Below are 19,168 nucleotides of genomic sequence, written 5' to 3' on the forward strand. Positions count from 1 at the left end.
GGCTAGGCCACCTCCATAATATATCGTTCAATCTACAATACTATTGATGATACCAAATTTTCAGTACTTCAAGCAAGTCAACACACGGTACTTACGGTATTTTTACATAAAAAAAGAAAGGCAAATGCCTTTCTTTACGATTTACTCTTTATCTAACGGTTTATTTTTCGGAAATCTCTCGTTATCCTCTTCATTATCACGAATTGTTTTTTGTAATACAAAACAAGACATCGTTAAAAATAATGTTCCAATTAAATAGTATCCTTTTACACTAAGCGTTTCATCTAACGTATAAATCCCAATTAGCATACCTGAAAGCGCGCAAACAAATGAAGTCCATGCTAAAAACGTGAACGCTTGCGTATTTCGTCTTCTCATCGTTCTCCCCCTCGTTGGCTGTACACCCATTATAGATAAATATATTTATCATGATGGATTTTTATGTAAATTCTATTTTGCTATTTATAAATCTATCATAAAAAAATATTATTTTAAAGATAGTTTTCTGTCTAATCCGAAAAAACAGTTAAAATTATTGACATTTATTTCAATTCCACATAAAATAAAAACAAATATTACGAACCTCGAAATATACGGGAGTGGAAATAATTGTTGCAATATGAACATTTTTTAGACTTACTGCTAGATAACGCCAAGAAACTTTTCTATCCTGAAGAATGGGTCAGTCTAGATTTAACACTTTCTAAAACAGAAGTATTTTGTTTACTTTGGATGGAGCGAAACACAGATATTACAATGACAAAAATCGCTGAACTTCTTGATATACCAATGAGTACAACGACAGGCGTTGTAAATCGTCTTGTAAAAAAGGGGTATATTGAACGATACCGTGATGAAAACGATCGACGTATTGTATTAATTCGTTTAACAGAAAACGGCTTAATGCTCGTTCAAGAAGTGAAACAAAATGCGGCCCATTACTTTAACCTAGTGACAGAAGCTTTGTCAGAAGAAGAAACAGCTTTCTTACTACAAATATTCCAAAAGATCATGAATCACATCGCTACGTCACAGCAAAAAACAGAAGAAAAGGTTTCTACACCTAAAATGAAAAACATTCCGATTGAATAAAACCCTAGCTGGGTTTTTATTCAATTAAATACTTCGACACTCGTAATATTCGAAACTCGAAACAAAGGGGATAGAATGATGAGAATTATTTTGTATACAGGTAAAGGCGGCGTAGGAAAAACTAGCATTTCAGCAGCAACAGCACTCCAAAGCGCAAAAAAAGGATTAAAAACATTAGTAATGAGTACAGATCCTGCTCATAGTTTAGGAGATTCATTTGGCATAAAACTATCTTCTGAACCATTAGAAATTCGAGAAAATTTATGGGCACAAGAGATTAATACGATTTATGAAATGGAAAAAGGCTGGGGAAAGTTACAGAAATACATTACACTGCTCTTCACTTCCAAAGCAGCTGATGATATTACGACAGAAGAATTAACGATGTTTCCTGGTATGGAAGATTTAATTAGCTTACTTCGAGTACTCGATTATTATAAAAAAAACACATACGACGTTATCATCATTGATTGCGCTCCAACAGGAGAAACATTAGCAATGCTTAGTTTTCCTGACATGCTCGGTTGGTGGATGGAAAAATTATTTCCTATTAAAAGAAAAGTTTTAAAAGTCGTTCGTCCTGTAGCTCAACCACTTCTTGGTGTCCCCCTTCCAACCGATGATATTATGGACGAATTAACAAATACACTTGAACAGCTTGGAGAAATGAGAGATATTTTATCGAACCGAGAAATAACAAGTATCCGCATCGTTGTAAATCCTGAAAAAATGGTCATTAAAGAAGCTCAGCGTAGTTTTACTTATTTAAATTTATACGATTATAACGTAGATGCCATCATGATTAACCGTGTCATCCCTAACACTGTCACCGATCCTTATTTTCAAGCATGGAAAGATACGCAAAAGAAATATAAAACATTAATTCAAGATAGTTTTCAGCCACTTCCTATTTACGAAGCTCCCATGTTTGAACAAGAAGTTGTTGGTTTACCTATGTTAGAGCGTGTAGGCAATGCTTTATTTAAATCCGATCCTTCTCCTACTGAAGTGAAATTCAATGGTCGCACACAATATGTGAAAAAAGATGGCGATGAGTATATTTTCGTTCTGTCCATTCCCTTCTCAAACAAAAGTGAACTTTCATTAAATCAAAAAGGTGATGAGCTTATTATTCGAGCCGGCTCTGTTAAACGGAACATCACATTACCAAAAACATTAACACACCTTTCTATTCAAGGAGCCAAGTTTGAAGAGGATGTACTAAACATTCGATTTGGAGGTGTGGTGCATGCATGAGGAATTACTACGAAAAGTAATTCGGACAAAAGTAAGAGTCGGTATGCGTATATTAGAAGAGCTACCTACTCCAATCCAGCAATCAGCTAAACAAATGCTAAGTATTTTGCAAGAGGAGCTAGCTGCTTATCCGAAAGAACGAGACCATCATGAAGATAATTTAAAAAGTATCATAATTGAATAATCATCTCTGTATAGAGGGCCTTTTTTAGGCTTTCTATACTTTATTGGAGTGATATAAGTTGATGAAAAAACATTCCACTATTACGCTTTGGATCATTCCATTATTATTTTTCATTCATAACCTTGAAGAAGCTTTCCAAATGCCACAATATCTTGCTAATCAATTTTCAATTCATCTTATAACTAGCCAACAATTTTTCATTGCCATTTCCATATTAACAATCTTCGTCGTACTTATCATCTTTCTATATCAACTAAACTTCTTGTCTTCTATATATTGGATTATTTTTATACAAGGAGCCATTTTCTTTAACGCTGTGCAACATATTATTTTGTTTTTGATTTATCGCTCCTATAATCCTGGCGTAATATCCTCAGTTTTCATTGTTATCTTTTCTATTTTCTTTTTTTCATCCAAAAGACAATTAATTCATAAAAAGCAATTCGTAATTACACTCATTTTCAGCTTACTTTCTTATCCTATTATAATTTGGATTACCTTACTATTCGCTAGCTGCTTTCAGTAATAAAAAAAGACCAGGAAAACTCCCGGTCCATCACTCTACTTAACAAACATTGGATTCTATGTTATACAAAATTGGAAGGTACAGAATTAGGGTTTTGTTTGTTAAGTAGATTATATGTTGAACGAGCTAACAGCGGAGGGGTTCCTACTGTTAGTCGTTAAACTCAATAATTATTTTACGATTTTTTCAAGCTCATCAAGTGAAAAATCTACTGAAATTGAACCATCATTTGTTTCTTTCTTAATTGCATCTGTTACTTCTTTTGAATGATATAGTTCAATTACTTTTTTCAGTGTTGGATCATCTTTATCTTTCGTACGAGCTGCGAAAATATTAATATATGGCTTCGCATTTTCATTTTTCGGATCTTCTAAGAAGATTGGATCCTTCGCTGGATCTAATCCAGCTTGACCAGCAACACCGTTATTAATAACTGAAGCTGCTACATCTTTTAATACACGAGGTGTTTGCTGTGCGATAACCGGTGTAATTTTTAACTTCTTCGGATTTTCAGCAATACCACTTGGATCTCCAAATAATCCAAAGTCTTTCTTAAGCTTTAATAATCCAGCTGCATCAAGAAGTTTTAATGCGCGCGCTTGGTTCGTTGGATCATTTGGAATAGCAATTTCTGAACCATCTGGGATTTCATTTGCTTTCTTATATTGTTCAGAGTATAAACCCATTGGTGCAATTTGCGTTGTACCGACAGCTGTAATATCTAACTTATGCTCCTTTTTAAATTGCTCTAAGAAAGCGATATGCTGGAATGAGTTTAGTTCAATATCTCCATCAGCTAACGCCTTATTTGGCGTTGTGTAATCAGAGAACTCAACTAGTTTAATTTTAATCCCTTCTTTTTCAGCTTTTTTCTTCAAAATTTCCCAAGCGTCTCCATCTGTTCCAGTTACACCGACGCGAACTACCTTCTCTTTCGCTCCTGCACCTGTATCTCCACCTGAGCAGCCGCTTAAAGCTGTAATTCCTACGATTGCTGATAATGCAAATGCTAAAATTTTCTTCATTTTCTTTTCCCCTCTTCCTTTTTATGATCTGCGTAAAAAGACTTTTGCAAAGTAGTTTCCTAAATTTTGAGCTATTTGTACGAGAATAATAAGTAAAACAACCGTTACGAACATAACTGACGTATCAAAACGTTGATAACCATATGTCATTGCTAAGTCACCAAGACCGCCACCACCGACAAGCCCAGCAACTGCAGAAAATTCAATTAAACCAACTGTCATAAACGTAACACCTAAGATTAATGGCGCTAACGCTTCTGGCACAAGAATTTCAAAAACAATTCTAATTGGTGAAGCTCCCATTGCTTGCGCTGCTTCAATTACCCCTTTCGGAACAGAAACAAGATTTGTTTCAACCATTCTAGCAATACCAATTGATGCAACTAACGTCATTGGGAAGATTGCTGCTGCTGTTCCAATCGTCGTTCCGATAACACTTCTTGTTAGTGGGCTTAAAGCTACTAAAAAGATAATGAATGGAACCGGACGAATTGTATTAATTATGATATTAAGAATAGAAAAGACCCATTTATTTTCTAAAAAGTTTCCTTTCCTTGTTACATATAATAGTAAACCTAGAGGTATACCAAGAATTGTAGCAAATATAAGAGTTACAATTACCATTAAGAGGGTATCCCCCGTCGCATCTAATATGCGGGGCCAAAATATACTCCAATCAACTCGCATGAGCTTCTACCTCCTTCAGCTGCACTTGCAGTCTTAGATGTTGTAACGCTTTTTGAATTTCCTTCTGTTCACCTTGCAATTCTACAAGAAGATTTCCAAATAGCACATTTTGAAGTTCAATAATATTTCCGTACAATACATTTACATCGACGCTATAGTTCTTCGCGATATAAGATAGTACTGGCTGCCCTGTCTCCTCACCAGTAAATGTTAAGCGATAAATTTGTCCACCATTTTGAATTTTCGCTAGAACACTGTCTGGTAAGTGATCATTAATAACAGAACGTACAAAGTTTTGAGTTGTTTTTGTTTTTGGTTGTGTGAAAACGTCAAATAGTTTTCCTTCTTCAATAACTTTCCCCTTCTCCATTACAGCTACACGGTGACAAATTTCTTTCACTACGTGCATTTCATGTGTAATAAGTAGAATCGTTAAATTATATTCTCGATTTACTTTCTTTAATAAGTTCAGAATTTCTGTCGTTGTTTCTGGATCTAAAGCTGATGTTGCCTCATCACATATGAGAATATCCGGTGATGTCGCCAGTGCTCTTGCAATCCCAACGCGCTGTTTTTGTCCGCCTGATAACTGCTCTGGATAATAGTTTGCTTTATCTTCTAAACCAACAAATTTTAGTAATTCAGTTACTCTTTCTTTTATTTCATTCTTTGGCAATTTCGCTAACTTTAATGGATATGCAATATTTCCAAACACTGTTCTTGAATTAAATAAATTAAAACTTTGAAAAATCATCCCAATTCTTTGTCTTAATTTCCGTAATTCTTTCGTCGATAATGATGTAATATCTTTATCATCTATTGAAATCGTTCCCGCAGTTGGTCTCTCTAGCATGTTTACTAGACGTAATAACGTACTCTTTCCAGCACCACTAAATCCGATAATGCCAAAAATTTCGCCCTTTTCAACTGATAGCGTTACATCCTCCACTGCATGAACAGATTGCCCACCTGATTCATATACTTTACTTACATTGTTAAAAGAAATCATTTTCTTCCCTCCTATATGCTGTAAAACTTAAAGTAGAGCTTTCGAGGTAAAATAAAAAGTGCTCCCCTTCTTATCACTTGTAAAAGATAAGAAGGAGAGCACTTATATGTACTCGTTCACATCTTCTCATCTTCCAAGCTTACTTTAAGCTTGCTGGAATTAGCACGGTATTAAAAAATCCGTTGCTGAGGTATCGTAGGGCCAGTCCCTCCACCTCTCTGGATAAGAGTGTATCGATTTAATTATCATTTAATTAATTCTCATTATAGAACTCAGAATAATAAGAGTCAATACATTTTTCGGAAAAATATTAATTATTTCTCTATTAAAATTTTTAAATAAAAATTCACAATACAATGTTATGTTAAATTCTCCTCACTCATATTTTTTAAAAGGAGAATCCTCTCTATGAATTGAATAACATTATTTGAATATGAAACTCGGAGGAAGATGAATATATGAAAACAGCCCTTTTGCTCGTCGATATTCAAAATGACTATTTTCCAAATGGAAAGATGGAATTACGTAATCCAGTAGAAGCAAGTGAATATGCTAATCAGCTACTGCAACATTTTAGAATAAGAAACGAACCTATTTTTCATATCCAGCATGTAGCTATAAAAGATAACGCTACTTTTTTCCTACCCAATACAGAAGGTGTCCATATTCACGAAAATGTCCGTCCACTTAGAGAGGAAACCGTTATCCTTAAACATTATCCAAATAGCTTCCGAGAAACTAATCTTCTAGAACGATTACAACATTCAGGAATTGAGCACGTCGTAATATGCGGGATGATGACCCATATGTGTATTGATGCTACGGTAAGGGCTGCTTTTGATTTTGGCTTTCACTGTACCCTAATACACGATGCTTGTGCTACAAAAGATCTTTCATTTAAGAATGCTACTATACCAGCTGTTTATATTCATAATACAATTTTGGCGAGTTTGAATAATATATATGCTGAAATACTTAGCACAAAAGAGTTTGTACAACGAAAAAAATCCTTTTGAAAATTCAAAAGGATTTTTTTCGACTATATCATAGTATATTTACCATCTATTTATGCCCTATTTTTAAGAATTCATATTATATCTATAACAACCTTACTAATTATTTACATTGATACATTATCATTTTTACTATCTTTTGATTGAGTCCAATTTTTCCATAAAAATTGAATATTACATGTACGAGAAGCTTCCTTAAAGCTCATTCCTGTTAATGGATAACATGTGATTTTCATACTTGCAAAAATTATAATTGCTATCATTGTTATAGCCGTAATTATTATGAAAGCAGCCAGTAACATCCAAATTGATTGTGCTGGCCAAAGATTTAATTTATTCCCAATATATACAACTACTAAATTATGCATTAAATACACACCAAATGAAAAAGCAGATAAAACTTGTATTCCCTTAAACATAAATGGCTTCATTGAGTAATTCCTAAAATATTCTTTTACTAATAAGAAGATTGAACCTGAAAGTATTACTTCGAATACTCTAACATACGCCTTGAAATCCTCAGAGTACTCTCCGATTTTAACCGTTTCATACCAAGTACCCAATATAATTAGAAGTGTATCTATAACAATTATGGATAGTAACAACCTTTTTGATACCTTCTTCTCATACGTCATTAAATAATAACCTAAGAGGAAATACCCTATATATCCACCTAAAAAGTTCATATCAAAATTAGGATACAACGTGAATATTGGTTTTAATTTATTTGGAACTAGTACTGCAATTGTTGGCAATAGCGAACTTACTATAAACCAAAGAATTAACATGTACTTTATAAGCTCTTTACTTAAAGCATCTACCATTTTCTTTAAAAGAGGAGAAAGAATATACAAAGGAATAATGGCATACATAAACCAAAGGTGTACTGTCGCCGCTTGATTCGGTATGTATAAAATACTCTTAATAACATTTGTTATTTGTATCGGTCTTGGCGTAAAATATAACACGGCAATAATTGACCATATAATAAATGGTACAATTAATTTTGGCAAACGTTCTGTATAAGCTATTTTAAGCGATGTCGTTTTACTACTCCTCATTAACATCGCACCAGAAATCATAAAGAAGATAGGCACACTTGTACTAAATACAGTTGTCAGTGCATTCGTTATATGCCAAGTACCTGAACCGATATTCCCCCGTAAGCTTCCTGCAGCAGTATGAAGAAATACTACCGCAAACATCGAAAATACACGTAGTACGTCAACATATTCAACGTAATTCTTTTTCACCCCATTATTCATCTAACAATCGTCCCTTCCCACAGAATATTTTTTCTAACCATTTTCGTCTTTTCCAAAAGTACAAATCCATTATGTCGGAATATAATTAATGTTAAAACAAAAATGAAAACCTAAAATCTTGATATTCGACTATAAAACACTGAGTATACTATATAAAATTTTAACAATAAATTCAATTTTTTTCTTATATATTTAATATTATCCAAGTTAACTACTTAAATAGAGATTTTTTCTTCCATCTAACTGTTGAATATTCTTAAGACAAGACTCTTAATCTATATCAATAAAAAAAACACTCCTTTCAGTGAGCAAAACCGAAAGGAGTGTTCTCTTGTCTAACCATAGATTTTCTTTCAAATTGTATTATACAGGAAATTCTCAAAATGAATACTAAAAAATATGACTAATAAGTCAATTTTTCTCGCTATTTTGTTTCTATTTACATGTTTATCCCACTATTAATAGGGTTTAACTAATTCCAAAGAACAAATAGTAATATTTGGTAATATTTTCTTAATTAAAATTAACTAGCTTCTATTATAGAGAATTTCTCAAAAAGAAAAGATCTTCACAATCTGTGAAGATCTTTCCTACTATTTCTTATAAAGTTTCAGAAGTAGTTTTTGCTTGCATGTGAAGTGCTAAGTAATCAGGGCCACCAGCTTTAGAGTCTGTACCAGACATGTTAAAGCCACCGAATGGTTGGTAACCTACGATTGCACCAGTACATCCACGGTTGAAGTATAAGTTACCAACGTGGAAGTCTTCACGTGCTTTTTCAATGTGGTCACGGTTGTTAGTAACAACTGCTCCTGTTAAACCGTATTCTGTATTGTTTGCAATTGCAAGTGCATGATCAAAGTCTTTTGCTTTACAGAATGCTACTACTGGTCCGAAGATTTCTTCTTTCATTAAGCGAGCATCTTCTGCAACGTCAGCAACGATTGTCGGTTGGATGAACCAGCCTTTAGAATCGTCTCCTTCGCCACCAGCTAGAATTCTACCTTCTTCTTTACCAATTGCAACATAGCTCATTACTTTATCGAATGCAGCTTGGTCATTAACAGGACCCATGTTTGTACCTAATACAGCTGGGTTAGCAACTGTTAATTCTTTTGTTAATTCAACTGCACGATTTAATACGTGATCGTATACATCTTCGTGGATTACTGCACGAGAACATGCAGAACATTTTTGTCCTGAGAATCCGAATGCTGATGCAACGATAGATTTAGCTGCTAATTCAAGATCTGCTTCTTTATCAACAACGATTGTATCTTTACCGCCCATTTCAGCGATAACACGTTTTAACCAAATTTGGCCTGGGTTTACTTTCGCTGCACGCTCATAAATACGGATACCTACATCACGAGATCCAGTGAAGCTTACGAAACGTGTACGAGGGTGATCTACTAAGTAGTCACCAACTTCAGAACCATTACCTGGAACGAAGTTTACTACGCCAGCTGGTAAACCAGCTTCTTCTAATACTTCCATAAATTTCGCTGCTACTACAGGAGTTGTACTAGCTGGTTTTAGTAATACTGTGTTACCAGAAACTAAAGCAGCTGTTGTCATACCTGCCATAATTGCGAATGGGAAGTTCCAAGGAGAAATGATAACACCTACTCCTAATGGAATGTAAGAGAAACGATTATATTCAATTGGACGGCTTTCTACTGGAATACCGTCTTTTAATTTTAACATTTGACGAGCATAATATTCCATAAAGTCGATTGCTTCTGCTGTATCAGCATCTGCCTCATTCCATGGTTTACCTGCTTCTTTTACAAGGATAGCAGAGAACTCATGTTTTCTACGACGAACGATTGCTGCAGCACGGAATAAAATGTCTGCACGCATTTCTGGTTTTGACTTTCTCCAAGTTTGGAATGTCGCATCCGCTACTTGCATTGCTTTTTCAGCTAATTCACGGCTTGCTTTTGAAACGCGACCAACAAGTTCCTCTTTATTTGCAGGGTTTACAGAAACAATTTTGTCTTCTGTAGTGATCTTTTCTCCCCCGATAATTAATGGATAGTCTTGTCCAAGATAAGATTCTACTTTCTTTAAACCTTCTTCAAACGCTAATTTGTTAGCCTCTACTGAAAAATCTGTAAATGGCTCATGTTTGTATGCTACTACCATTTTTTTAGCCTCCCCTTAGAAAAACGTTTACATTTTACAACATTATTCTACACGATAATTTAGATTTATTCAAATATTCCTAGACTTATATTTTAAAAATTAATTAATTTTTAAAATATAATAAAAAAAAGAGATTCATACATACGTATGAATCTACAAAATATGAGTATATTCCAAAACATTTTTCCCTATTAATAAAATAGTAACTAATAAAAATAAAGTCCTTACATATCCAACACCTTTTTGAACCGCAAACTTCGATCCAAAATAAGCACCTAAAATCATTGATAACCCCATAATAATACCGTATTCAAAATGAATCACATCTAAAAATAAAAAAGTAATTAAAGATACGATATTACTAACGAAATTCAAAAGTTTTCCAGATGCTGCCGCTTGAATAAAATCCAAACCAATTAATAAAAATGCAAAAATTAAAAAGGATCCTGTCCCAGGTCCAAAAAATCCGTCGTAAAACCCTATCATTAAAATAACAAAGAAAAACATTAATGTTTTCCCTTTTGTCATCTTTTTATAGGTAGATGCACTTCCCCAATCTTTTTTCGCAATAATATAAATGGCAATAAAAACCAACATTACGAGTACTAGTGGACGCAAAATATCAGGTGGAATAAACTTTACCACTAAAGCACCTGCGACTGCTCCAACAATAGTTAATGGGATTAACTTTCCTACAATTCGAAAATCAACCTTACCTGATCGAATAAAATAAATTGTACTCGTAAGCGTCCCCATCGTTGCAGCTAATTTATTTGTTGCAATTGCCGAAGCTGGTGATAAACCAACAAACATAAGTGCAGGAAGCGAAATTAACCCTCCTCCTCCAACAACCGAATCAATAAAAGCAGCTAAAAACCCGAATGCAATTAATAAAATAATGACTTGAAAGCTTAGTTCTTCCATGATTTTACCCCTTACCCCTTTATTTGTAACATTTAAAATTATAACAAAATTTTTCAAGAAAAAAAGCTGTTCCTTTATAGAAACAGCTTTCATCTTTAATCTAAAATTTTCACAAGTGGTTCATCTTGCTTCGCTTCACGTATAATAATTGCTTCTGGGCGTTCCACTGATTTAATTGTTACTTGTACTTTCATATAATTCGGGAAGTATTCCATAACAAGTCCAGCTACATATTGTGTAAAACCAATGACTTCAGCTTTCCCATTGAATTGGACAGGAATATCGAGCTTCATTTCTTTTAATTCATCATCTCTATACATTCCAGTACCAATAATAGCTGTATAATCGCCTTGGAAATACTCACTTAATTTTGATTTAAAGTTTGACACCCTTGCAAGGTCTTCACGTTTATTATCCGCTTTTGCTTGTTCAGACGGGAACAAATAATATTTTTCATTGATCGGCTTCCAATCCTCAACCGTTTCACTGCCTTTTTCTACCTTAGCATAAGAAACAAAATTCCCTGGCACAAGCGAAGACTGTGGACCTTGACGATAAATTGCAAATGTAACCGGAATATTTTTTATTTCAGGCTTTTTTTGCTGCATTACTTTCAAGATTTCTTGTGCCATTTTTTTCCCTTCAGCTAACATTTTTTCTTGCTCGATTTTAGCCTCACGCGGATAACCATGCTCTTCCTCGTAATAATGAACCGAATTCATCGCTAATCCAACTACAACACCATCAGGCTGAGTACCTTTATCACCATTTTGTAAGTAATAGTCATGTTCTAAAATATTTGAGATATACATTGGATTTTTTGTATTTTTTACTTCTAACGATTCTGATCCTTCACCTAAGGTAGGATTCAACCCTATATTTGGAAATTTAACCGCATCTTTTTTCAACTTATCCTCTAGCTCTTTTTGCTCAGCATCTGTACGCTTTCTTTTCACAAGCATTTGAATCGTTTGTGTGTCTAAAAAGTCTCCACCTTTAAAGAAATAATCTTTCGTGCTAAATGAGTCTTTCGCAATGCGCATTAGTCCCGTTTCAAATTCATCTATATCTAGACGATTGTTCAAACTTTGTCCAACTAAACCACGTGCACTACCTGGATCAAATGGAAATGTTGTCTTATAATATTCATCCGAAATGGAATATTTTGAGATAACCGCTTGCTCTTTCGCTTTCCCTGATTTCTCAACTGTTTTTTCATCTTTGTTAGAACCCATGCTACACCCACTTACAAGTAGGCTAAGACTTAATACCGCTAACGCTATTTTTTTCATCGTAAGTTTGCACCTCTTACTTATTCAGCTCTTGTAAGAACCTCTCTTCATTCCAAACTTCAACATTGTGCTTCTCTGCTTGTGCTAATTTCGAACCAGCAGCTTCACCAGCAACAACTAAATCCGTACTTTTACTAACACTTCCTGTTACTTTTCCACCTAATGCCTCAATTTTCTTCTTCGCTTCACTGCGGCCCATAACTTCTAATTTCCCTGTTAAGACGACAGTTTTTCCTGCGAAGTACGATTCAACATTTTGTAAATCAGCAATTTTTATCCCTTTGTATGCCATGTTCACGCCATACTCTTTAAATTGTTGTAATAGCTCTAATACGTCTTCATTATCGAAATACGTTACAACGGATTGAGCCATTTTTTCACCAATCTCATTAATTGTTTTTAGTTCTTCTTCCGTCGCTTTCACAAGCTCATCCATCGTTTCGAAATGCTCAGCAAATGTACGTGCCGCTTTCGCACCTACATGACGAATACCCAGACCGAATAATAATCGCTCTAATGAGTTTTCCTTAGAATTCTCAATTGCTTGGACTAAATTTGTTGCTGATTTTTCACCGAATCGTTCTAGCTGTAATAATTGCTCTTTCGTCAATGAATATAAATCAGCAAACGTACGAATATAATCCGCATCAAAGAGTTGTGTAATTACACGTTCTCCAAGTCCGTCAATATTCATTGCATTTCTTGAAACGAAATGGATTAACCCTTCACGAATTTGAGCTGGACAAGTCGGATTTATACATCGAAGTGCTACTTCTTCTTCTAAACGAACAAGTTCACTCTCACACGCTGGACAATGCGTTGGCATATGATATTCTTCTTCCTCACCAGTACGCTTATCAAAAATAACGTTCACAACTTCAGGAATGATATCTCCAGCTTTTTTCACAACAACGTAGTCACCGATTCGAATATCTTTTTCACGAATTAAATCTTCGTTATGTAAAGAAGCACGACGAACAATAGTTCCAGCTACTCGCACTGGCTCTAGCTCTGCAGTTGGTGTTACAACCCCTGTGCGGCCGACACTTAATTCAATCCCTGTTAATCTCGTAACAACTTCTTCAGCCGGGAATTTATAAGCAATCGCCCATCTTGGACTCTTTGCTGTAGTTCCTAAGCTTTCTTGAAGAGCAACATCGTCTACTTTTATAACGATTCCATCAATCTCATAATCAAGATGCGGGCGTTTTTCTTGCCATTCTTCTACATAGGCTATTACATCTTCGATTGTTTCACATGTACGACGATTTGGATTCGTCTTAAATCCAAGCTCCCCTAAGAAATCCAGTGATTCACTATGGGATGGAATTGTTTTTTCTTCTACATTAGCAAGACCATACACAAACATAGATAAATTACGCTTCGCTGCAATTTTCGGATCAAGTTGACGTATCGATCCTGCTGCCGCATTACGTGGATTCGCAAATACATCTTCACCATTTTGTTCTTTCTCTTCATTCAACTTAACGAATGAACGCTTCGGCATATAAGCCTCGCCTCGTGCTTCTAACGTTACTTCTTCATTTAAACGCAGCGGGATAGCTTTAATCGTTTTTAAGTTTTGGGTAATATCTTCACCCGTTATACCATCACCACGTGTTGCTCCTTGAATAAAGCGTCCTTTTTCATAATGAAGTGAAACAGCAAGTCCGTCAATTTTTAATTCGCATATATATCTTACATTCGCATCATCAATTCCCTGATGTACTCTTCGATCAAAATCACGCAAATCTCCTTCATTAAACGCGTTTCCTAAACTTAACATTGGTGATTTATGCGTTACCTTTTCAAATATATCAAGAACAGTCCCCCCAACGCGAATGGAGGGAGAGTCTTCACTCATAAACTCTGGGTTCTCTGCTTCTAATTTTATAAGCTCCTGCATATTACGGTCATACTCCGCATCAGAAACAGAAGGATTGTCTAATACGTGATATTGATAGTTAAATGTATTTAACAAATCACGTAGTTCTTCTATACGTTTTTTTGCTATCTCTTTTGACATATCCTCATTCCTTTCCTATTGTTTCGTCACAGGTGCAAATTTTGCTAATAAACGTTTAACACCAATTGGGCTTGGGAACGCAATATCTAATTCTTTTGCATCACCTTCACCTTTTACACTTACAACTGTACCGACTCCCCATTTTTGGTGGGAAGCTTTATCGCCTACTGCCCAGCCAATTTGTTCGCCACCCGTTGTCTTAGCTGCAGGACGTACGAAAGCTGAACGAGAACGGGTTGTAGTTGTACTTGTTGTTGTACTTTTCGTTCTTCCCTTTGCCCCAAACGAAGTTTCACGCTTCGGCGCTGTTTCATTTAATGATTCCACTAGTTCTGCCGGGATTTCTGTAATAAATCGAGATGATGCGTTCATACTTGTTCTACCAAATAAAGTACGCATTTGTGCATTGGATAAATATAATTCTTCTTCTGCACGAGTAATACCTACATAAGCAAGACGACGTTCTTCTTGCATTTCATCTTCTTCCATCAGAGAACGAGTATGCGGGAATATCCCTTCCTCTAAACCAACAATAAAAACAACTGGAAACTCTAATCCTTTTGCCGAGTGCATCGTCATCAAAATAACTTCTTCACCAGCAGTTGGATCTTCATCTACACGATCAATATCCGCAACAAGAGCTAAGTCTGTTAAGAAGGCAACAAGGCTCTTATCTTCACTTTGAGATTCGAATGTTTGTGTAACAGATAGAAACTCGTCTAAGTTCTCTAGACGACCTTCTGCTTCTAAAGTACGCTCATTTTTCAGCATGTCGCGATAGCCTGTCTTTTCAATAACTTCTTCAACCAATTCTGTAACAGATAAATACTCTTGCATATTTACCCAGTTGTGTAATAAACCTGCGAATTCTTTTACTGCCTTTGTAATTTTCGCACTTACTCCAACATGCTCAATCTCATCGAATACAGCAGTTAATGAAATTCCATTTTGTACACCGTAATTAATAATTTTATCGATAGAAGTCGCACCAATTCCGCGCTTCGGCATGTTAATAATACGTGCGAAACTAATTTCATCATCTGGATTCCCAATTAAACGTAAGTACGCCAAAATATCTTTAATCTCTTTACGGTCGTAGAACTTAGTACCACCGACAATTTTGTAAGGAATATTAGATTTCAGGAAAATCTCCTCGACCATACGAGACTGAGCATTTGTACGATATAACACTGCAAAATCAGTATATTTTCGTTTTCCCATTTGAATATCGTCACGAATTTTTTTCGCAACAAAATACGCTTCGTCTTTTTCCGTTGCAGCACGGTAATACGAGATTTTGCTTCCAACTTGATTGTCTGTCCATAATTTTTTCGGTTTACGGTTTGAATTTTTTTCAATAACAGCATTCGCTGCATTTAAAATATTTTGTGACGAACGATAATTTTGTTCTAACAGGATAACTTGCGCATTCTCATAGTCTTTTTCAAATGACAAAATGTTAGAAATGTCAGCCCCGCGCCAGCGGTAAATAGACTGATCAGAATCACCTACAACGCAAAGATTTTTAAAACGTGCTGCTAAATGTTTAACAAGAAGGTACTGCGCTTTGTTCGTATCTTGATACTCATCCACGTGAATATATTGGAACTTACGCTGATAAAACTCTAGTACTTCTGGAACACGTTCAAATAGCTGAATCGTTGTCATAATTAAATCATCAAAGTCTAATGAATTATTTTTCAAAAGACGTTTTTGATATTCTGTATATACATCGCTCGTTAATTTTTCATATGGATCAGCGATTGTAATTTTTTTCGCATATTTATCTGCAGATAACAATTCATTTTTCGCATTACTAATACCAGCTAAAATAGAGCGCGGCTCAAATTTCTTCGGATCAATATTGCGCTCTTTCATAATTTTTTTGACTACAGTTAACTGATCGCCTGAATCTAAGATTGTAAAGTTACGATTAATACCAATACGATCGATATCGCGTCGTAAAATACGTACACACATAGAGTGGAACGTCGAAATCCAAATATCTTCTGCTTCTGGTCCGACAAGTGTATCAATACGCTCGCGCATTTCACGAGCTGCTTTATTTGTAAAGGTAATAGCTAGTACATTCCATGGTGCTACACCTTTTTCACCAAGTAAATACGCAATACGATGTGTTAACACACGTGTTTTACCACTACCTGCGCCTGCCATTAATAGAAGTGGTCCATTCGTTGTTTGTACTGCTTTTTGTTGTTGCGGATTTAAACCATTTAATAACCTATCTGTCGTACTCATATACGCCTGCACCTACTCTCCTTTTACTGCTTTAACTGTTTTTAATGCCGATTTTATATCATCATAAATAATATTTCCAACAACTACCGTATCAGCATACTGCGCCATTTCTTTCGCTTGTTCTGCATTAGAAATACCGCCGCCATAATACAACTTCGCTTGTTTTAATTCTGCTTTTACATTTTTAACAAGTTCAATGTCGCCATACGTACCGCTATATTCTAAATAAAATATCGGTAAACGTAATAGCTTGTCTGCTAAACGCGCGTATGCAATCACATCATCTTCTGTTACATCACATTTCGCATCTGTAAGCTGGGCTACTTTCGCTTCAGGATTTAAAACACAATACCCTTCCATGAAAATTTCGTCCCAGTCCATAATATCCCCAAATTCTTTCAAAGCCTCATGATGAACACCTGTTACCCATTCTACCTTTCGGCTATTTAAAACACTTGGGATATAATAAAAATCAAATCCTGGTGTAATTGCTTCCACATCAGAAACCTCTAACACACAAGGAACTGCATATCTACGAATGCTTACTAGCATGTGTAGTACATTATCAATTGTTATGCCATCACTTCCGCCTACAATAACAGCATCTGTTCCAGACTCACAAATCATTTCTAAATGTTCATCGCTTAGCTCCTTATTTGGATCTAGCTTAAATACATGTTTCCATTTGGAAATATCGTACATGAAAACACCCTTTCTTTTTTCTAATCATATCTATATCCCTGCTCAAAAAAGCAGTTAGTTTTTATTAGGATTTTTGAAATTCTTCTACTACATCTGTTCACAAAGGCGAGTCGAGTTTCGCGCTCCCTTTTATGCATTCTTTCATTATAACAAAAAAAGCTACTTACACACACGCCCATTCCAACATCTTTTTTAACGTCAAATGTTGGATTACATATCATCAAAAGCACACGGGATACTAATAAAAGAAATAGTATTTGCTATTTCGAAGTTCATCAAAAAGGAGTGTTTTTCAAATGAAGCAAAACATCGGTACAATCAATGCTCTAATTCGAATTACACTCGGACTTATCCTCTTCGGTTGTAGTACCGCTAAACTCGTACGCAAACCTTGGTGCACTTGGTCTAAAGTTTTACTATGGTTTGGTGCAATGAAAATTGCAGAGGGGATTGTTCGTTTCTGCCCTATTGCTGAAGTATGTAAATTTGGAAAATTCATGAGTATGGGCGCATTTAAAATGCCTAGCATGAATTTTGCTGAAAAAGGACATGCTAAAGAAGAAGTGAACCAAACTTCCAATCATGACAAACCACAGTCAAATGGAAGTTATGACGCTTCTGACAAAGAGATTGAGTCAGCGATTGAAGATATAATCCTGGCAAAACCGCTTTGAATCATTTGTCACGACGCAAGATGCTCTCAAAGAGACTTAGCTGCTGCAGTGGGCGGTTAAGTCTTCTTTATTTTACCACAAAACAGAACGTACATTCTTATATTTTAGAGTTACATCCCTGAAACGTACATAAATCAATCAATAAAATTCAGAAAATTAGGTGTAAACCCCTTGCATAGAATGATATAAAAGTGATATCATTTTTATATCAGGAGGCGATCATATGAAAGAAAAACAAGTATTTTATGTTAATGGATTTCTCGGCGTTATTGGAATTTTAGTTTTAGCCGCTATCGGTGTATTTTGCCTTGTCCAAGAAATTTTCATAATAGCAGCATTAACAATTATTTTAGCAGCGGTTCTCGCTACAGGTATTGGTATTGTTCAACCTAACCAAGCGAAAGTCATTACGTTCTTCGGTAATTATTTAGGAACAATTCGTCAAAACGGTTTATTTTTAACAATTCCGTTTGCATTCCGTCAAACTGTATCTTTACGTGTTGAAAACTTTAATAGTAAGAAATTAAAAGTAAATGATGTTGAGGGAAATCCAATTGAAATTGCAGCTGTTATCGTATATAAAGTTGTTGATTCTGCAAAAGCAATGTTTGGCGTTGAGCATTACGATCGATTCGTAGAAATCCAAAGCGAAACGGCAATCCGCCACGTTGCAACAAAATATCCTTATGATAATTTCCAAGATGAAACTTGTATCACGTTACGAGGAAACACTGAAGAAATCTCTGAAGAATTAAAGCGTGAGCTAGAAGCACGCCTTGAAATTGCTGGTGTAGAAGTATTAGAAACTCGTTTAACGCATTTAGCTTACGCAACAGAAATTGCCCATGCAATGCTCCAACGTCAACAAGCAAAAGCAGTATTAGCTGCTAGAAAAGAGATTGTTGAAGGTGCTGTGAAGATGGCGAAAGATTCAATCCACATGTTAGATGAAGAAGGCGTACTGGAACTCGATGACGAGCGTAAAGCAAATATGGTGAACAATTTATTAGTTGCCATCGTTTCAGATAAAGGTGCGCAACCAGTTATTAATACAGGAAGCCTATATTAAAAGGTTGTAAATAATT

General features: G+C 35.3%; 18 protein-coding genes and 1 riboswitch. Of the genes, 7 read left to right on the forward strand and 11 right to left on the reverse strand.

The window, feature by feature from the left end; translation table 11 throughout:
- Positions 1 to 141 precede the first annotated feature (141 nt).
- Positions 142 to 378, reverse strand: coding sequence for a YiaA/YiaB family inner membrane protein (locus JDS80_RS13775; protein ID WP_001254393.1), 237 nt, complete (start codon positions 376 to 378; stop codon positions 142 to 144).
- A 231-nt stretch (positions 379 to 609) separates the two neighbouring features.
- Between JDS80_RS13775 and JDS80_RS13780 the strand changes: the two genes are divergently transcribed.
- From JDS80_RS13780 to JDS80_RS13795, 4 genes are all read left to right on the forward strand, one after another.
- Positions 610 to 1,092, forward strand: coding sequence for a MarR family winged helix-turn-helix transcriptional regulator (locus JDS80_RS13780; protein ID WP_199638916.1), 483 nt, complete (start codon positions 610 to 612; stop codon positions 1,090 to 1,092).
- 75 nt (positions 1,093 to 1,167) lie between these two features.
- Positions 1,168 to 2,349, forward strand: coding sequence for an ArsA family ATPase (locus JDS80_RS13785; protein WP_199638918.1), 1,182 nt, complete (start codon positions 1,168 to 1,170; stop codon positions 2,347 to 2,349).
- Positions 2,342 to 2,533 carry a DUF3926 domain-containing protein gene (locus JDS80_RS13790; protein ID WP_199638920.1) on the forward strand — a complete coding sequence of 64 codons (192 nt, stop codon included), beginning with the start codon at positions 2,342 to 2,344 and terminating at the stop codon, positions 2,531 to 2,533. The genes JDS80_RS13785 and JDS80_RS13790 overlap by 8 nt, the downstream gene beginning before the upstream one ends.
- A 58-nt stretch (positions 2,534 to 2,591) precedes the next feature.
- The gene (locus tag JDS80_RS13795; RefSeq protein ID WP_199638922.1) at positions 2,592 to 3,059 is read left to right on the forward strand and encodes an HXXEE domain-containing protein; all 468 of its coding nucleotides are present in this window, start codon (positions 2,592 to 2,594) and stop codon (positions 3,057 to 3,059) included.
- A 170-nt stretch (positions 3,060 to 3,229) separates the two neighbouring features.
- Here JDS80_RS13795 and JDS80_RS13800 read toward each other — a convergent pair whose 3' ends face one another.
- Genes JDS80_RS13800 through JDS80_RS13810 form a run of 3 tightly spaced genes read right to left on the reverse strand, consistent with a single transcriptional unit; the run spans position 3,230 to position 5,780 of the window.
- On the reverse strand, positions 3,230 to 4,084 hold the full coding sequence (locus JDS80_RS13800; protein ID WP_199638924.1) for a MetQ/NlpA family ABC transporter substrate-binding protein: 855 nt from the start codon (positions 4,082 to 4,084) through the stop codon (positions 3,230 to 3,232).
- Between the two features lie 21 nt (positions 4,085 to 4,105).
- Positions 4,106 to 4,771, reverse strand: a complete 666-nt coding sequence (locus JDS80_RS13805) for a methionine ABC transporter permease (protein WP_001261864.1) — start codon at positions 4,769 to 4,771, stop codon at positions 4,106 to 4,108.
- The gene (locus JDS80_RS13810; protein ID WP_071747204.1) at positions 4,761 to 5,780 is read right to left on the reverse strand and encodes a methionine ABC transporter ATP-binding protein; all 1,020 of its coding nucleotides are present in this window, start codon (positions 5,778 to 5,780) and stop codon (positions 4,761 to 4,763) included. Before JDS80_RS13810 ends, JDS80_RS13805 begins: the two co-directional genes overlap by 11 nt.
- Before the next feature lie 123 nt (positions 5,781 to 5,903).
- A riboswitch (SAM riboswitch) is annotated at positions 5,904 to 6,009 on the reverse strand.
- 229 nt (positions 6,010 to 6,238) lie between these two features.
- Between JDS80_RS13810 and JDS80_RS13815 the strand changes: the two genes are divergently transcribed.
- Entirely contained in the window at positions 6,239 to 6,796 is a 558-nt protein-coding gene (locus JDS80_RS13815) for a cysteine hydrolase family protein (protein ID WP_071772030.1), read from the forward strand.
- 104 nt (positions 6,797 to 6,900) lie between these two features.
- Here JDS80_RS13815 and JDS80_RS13820 read toward each other — a convergent pair whose 3' ends face one another.
- From JDS80_RS13820 to pcrB, 7 genes are all read right to left on the reverse strand, one after another.
- Entirely contained in the window at positions 6,901 to 8,058 is a 1,158-nt protein-coding gene (locus JDS80_RS13820) for an acyltransferase (RefSeq protein WP_199638926.1), read from the reverse strand.
- A 600-nt stretch (positions 8,059 to 8,658) separates the two neighbouring features.
- Entirely contained in the window at positions 8,659 to 10,206 is a 1,548-nt protein-coding gene (pruA, locus tag JDS80_RS13825; protein WP_071747202.1) for an L-glutamate gamma-semialdehyde dehydrogenase, read from the reverse strand.
- Between the two features lie 153 nt (positions 10,207 to 10,359).
- A complete protein-coding gene (locus tag JDS80_RS13830; RefSeq protein ID WP_071747201.1) occupies positions 10,360 to 11,130 on the reverse strand; it encodes a TSUP family transporter in 771 nt (256 codons plus the stop codon).
- A 95-nt stretch (positions 11,131 to 11,225) separates the two neighbouring features.
- A complete protein-coding gene (locus JDS80_RS13835) occupies positions 11,226 to 12,422 on the reverse strand; it encodes a CamS family sex pheromone protein (RefSeq protein ID WP_199638928.1) in 1,197 nt (398 codons plus the stop codon).
- Between the two features lie 16 nt (positions 12,423 to 12,438).
- Positions 12,439 to 14,448: an NAD-dependent DNA ligase LigA gene (gene ligA / locus JDS80_RS13840; protein WP_071747199.1), complete on the reverse strand. Its 2,010-nt coding sequence runs from the start codon at positions 14,446 to 14,448 to the stop codon at positions 12,439 to 12,441.
- Positions 14,449 to 14,463: 15 nt separating this feature from the next.
- The gene (gene pcrA / locus JDS80_RS13845) at positions 14,464 to 16,707 is read right to left on the reverse strand and encodes a DNA helicase PcrA (protein ID WP_128856113.1); all 2,244 of its coding nucleotides are present in this window, start codon (positions 16,705 to 16,707) and stop codon (positions 14,464 to 14,466) included.
- Between the two features lie 12 nt (positions 16,708 to 16,719).
- Complete coding sequence (gene pcrB / locus JDS80_RS13850; protein WP_097829005.1) at positions 16,720 to 17,409, reverse strand: heptaprenylglyceryl phosphate synthase; 690 nt, start codon at positions 17,407 to 17,409, stop codon at positions 16,720 to 16,722.
- 296 nt (positions 17,410 to 17,705) lie between these two features.
- On the opposite strand from pcrB, the gene JDS80_RS13855 reads away from it, so the two are divergent.
- Entirely contained in the window at positions 17,706 to 18,083 is a 378-nt protein-coding gene (locus JDS80_RS13855; RefSeq protein ID WP_000812335.1) for a YgaP family membrane protein, read from the forward strand.
- 223 nt (positions 18,084 to 18,306) lie between these two features.
- Entirely contained in the window at positions 18,307 to 19,152 is an 846-nt protein-coding gene (locus JDS80_RS13860; RefSeq protein ID WP_199638930.1) for an SPFH domain-containing protein, read from the forward strand.
- The last annotated feature ends 16 nt before the right edge of the window (positions 19,153 to 19,168 follow it).

Source organism: Bacillus cereus group sp. N8, from assembly GCF_016483685.1.
Taxonomy (GTDB): domain Bacteria; phylum Bacillota; class Bacilli; order Bacillales; family Bacillaceae_G; genus Bacillus_A; species Bacillus_A proteolyticus.

Coding starts and splice junctions, on each gene's coding strand:
- JDS80_RS13775 (WP_001254393.1), bottom strand. CDS start 378: ATGAGAAGACGAAATACGCAAGCGTTCACGTTTTTAGCATGGACTTCA.
- JDS80_RS13785 (WP_199638918.1), top strand. CDS start 1,168: ATGATGAGAATTATTTTGTATACAGGTAAAGGCGGCGTAGGAAAAACT.
- JDS80_RS13790 (WP_199638920.1), top strand. CDS start 2,342: ATGCATGAGGAATTACTACGAAAAGTAATTCGGACAAAAGTAAGAGTC.
- JDS80_RS13800 (WP_199638924.1), bottom strand. CDS start 4,084: ATGAAGAAAATTTTAGCATTTGCATTATCAGCAATCGTAGGAATTACA.
- JDS80_RS13805 (WP_001261864.1), bottom strand. CDS start 4,771: ATGCGAGTTGATTGGAGTATATTTTGGCCCCGCATATTAGATGCGACG.
- JDS80_RS13810 (WP_071747204.1), bottom strand. CDS start 5,780: ATGATTTCTTTTAACAATGTAAGTAAAGTATATGAATCAGGTGGGCAA.
- JDS80_RS13815 (WP_071772030.1), top strand. CDS start 6,239: ATGAAAACAGCCCTTTTGCTCGTCGATATTCAAAATGACTATTTTCCA.
- JDS80_RS13820 (WP_199638926.1), bottom strand. CDS start 8,058: ATGAATAATGGGGTGAAAAAGAATTACGTTGAATATGTTGACGTACTA.
- pruA (WP_071747202.1), bottom strand. CDS start 10,206: ATGGTAGTAGCATACAAACATGAGCCATTTACAGATTTTTCAGTAGAG.
- JDS80_RS13830 (WP_071747201.1), bottom strand. CDS start 11,130: ATGGAAGAACTAAGCTTTCAAGTCATTATTTTATTAATTGCATTCGGG.
- JDS80_RS13835 (WP_199638928.1), bottom strand. CDS start 12,422: ATGAAAAAAATAGCGTTAGCGGTATTAAGTCTTAGCCTACTTGTAAGT.
- ligA (WP_071747199.1), bottom strand. CDS start 14,448: ATGTCAAAAGAGATAGCAAAAAAACGTATAGAAGAACTACGTGATTTG.
- pcrA (WP_128856113.1), bottom strand. CDS start 16,707: ATGAGTACGACAGATAGGTTATTAAATGGTTTAAATCCGCAACAACAA.
- pcrB (WP_097829005.1), bottom strand. CDS start 17,409: ATGTACGATATTTCCAAATGGAAACATGTATTTAAGCTAGATCCAAAT.
- JDS80_RS13855 (WP_000812335.1), top strand. CDS start 17,706: ATGAAGCAAAACATCGGTACAATCAATGCTCTAATTCGAATTACACTC.
- JDS80_RS13860 (WP_199638930.1), top strand. CDS start 18,307: ATGAAAGAAAAACAAGTATTTTATGTTAATGGATTTCTCGGCGTTATT.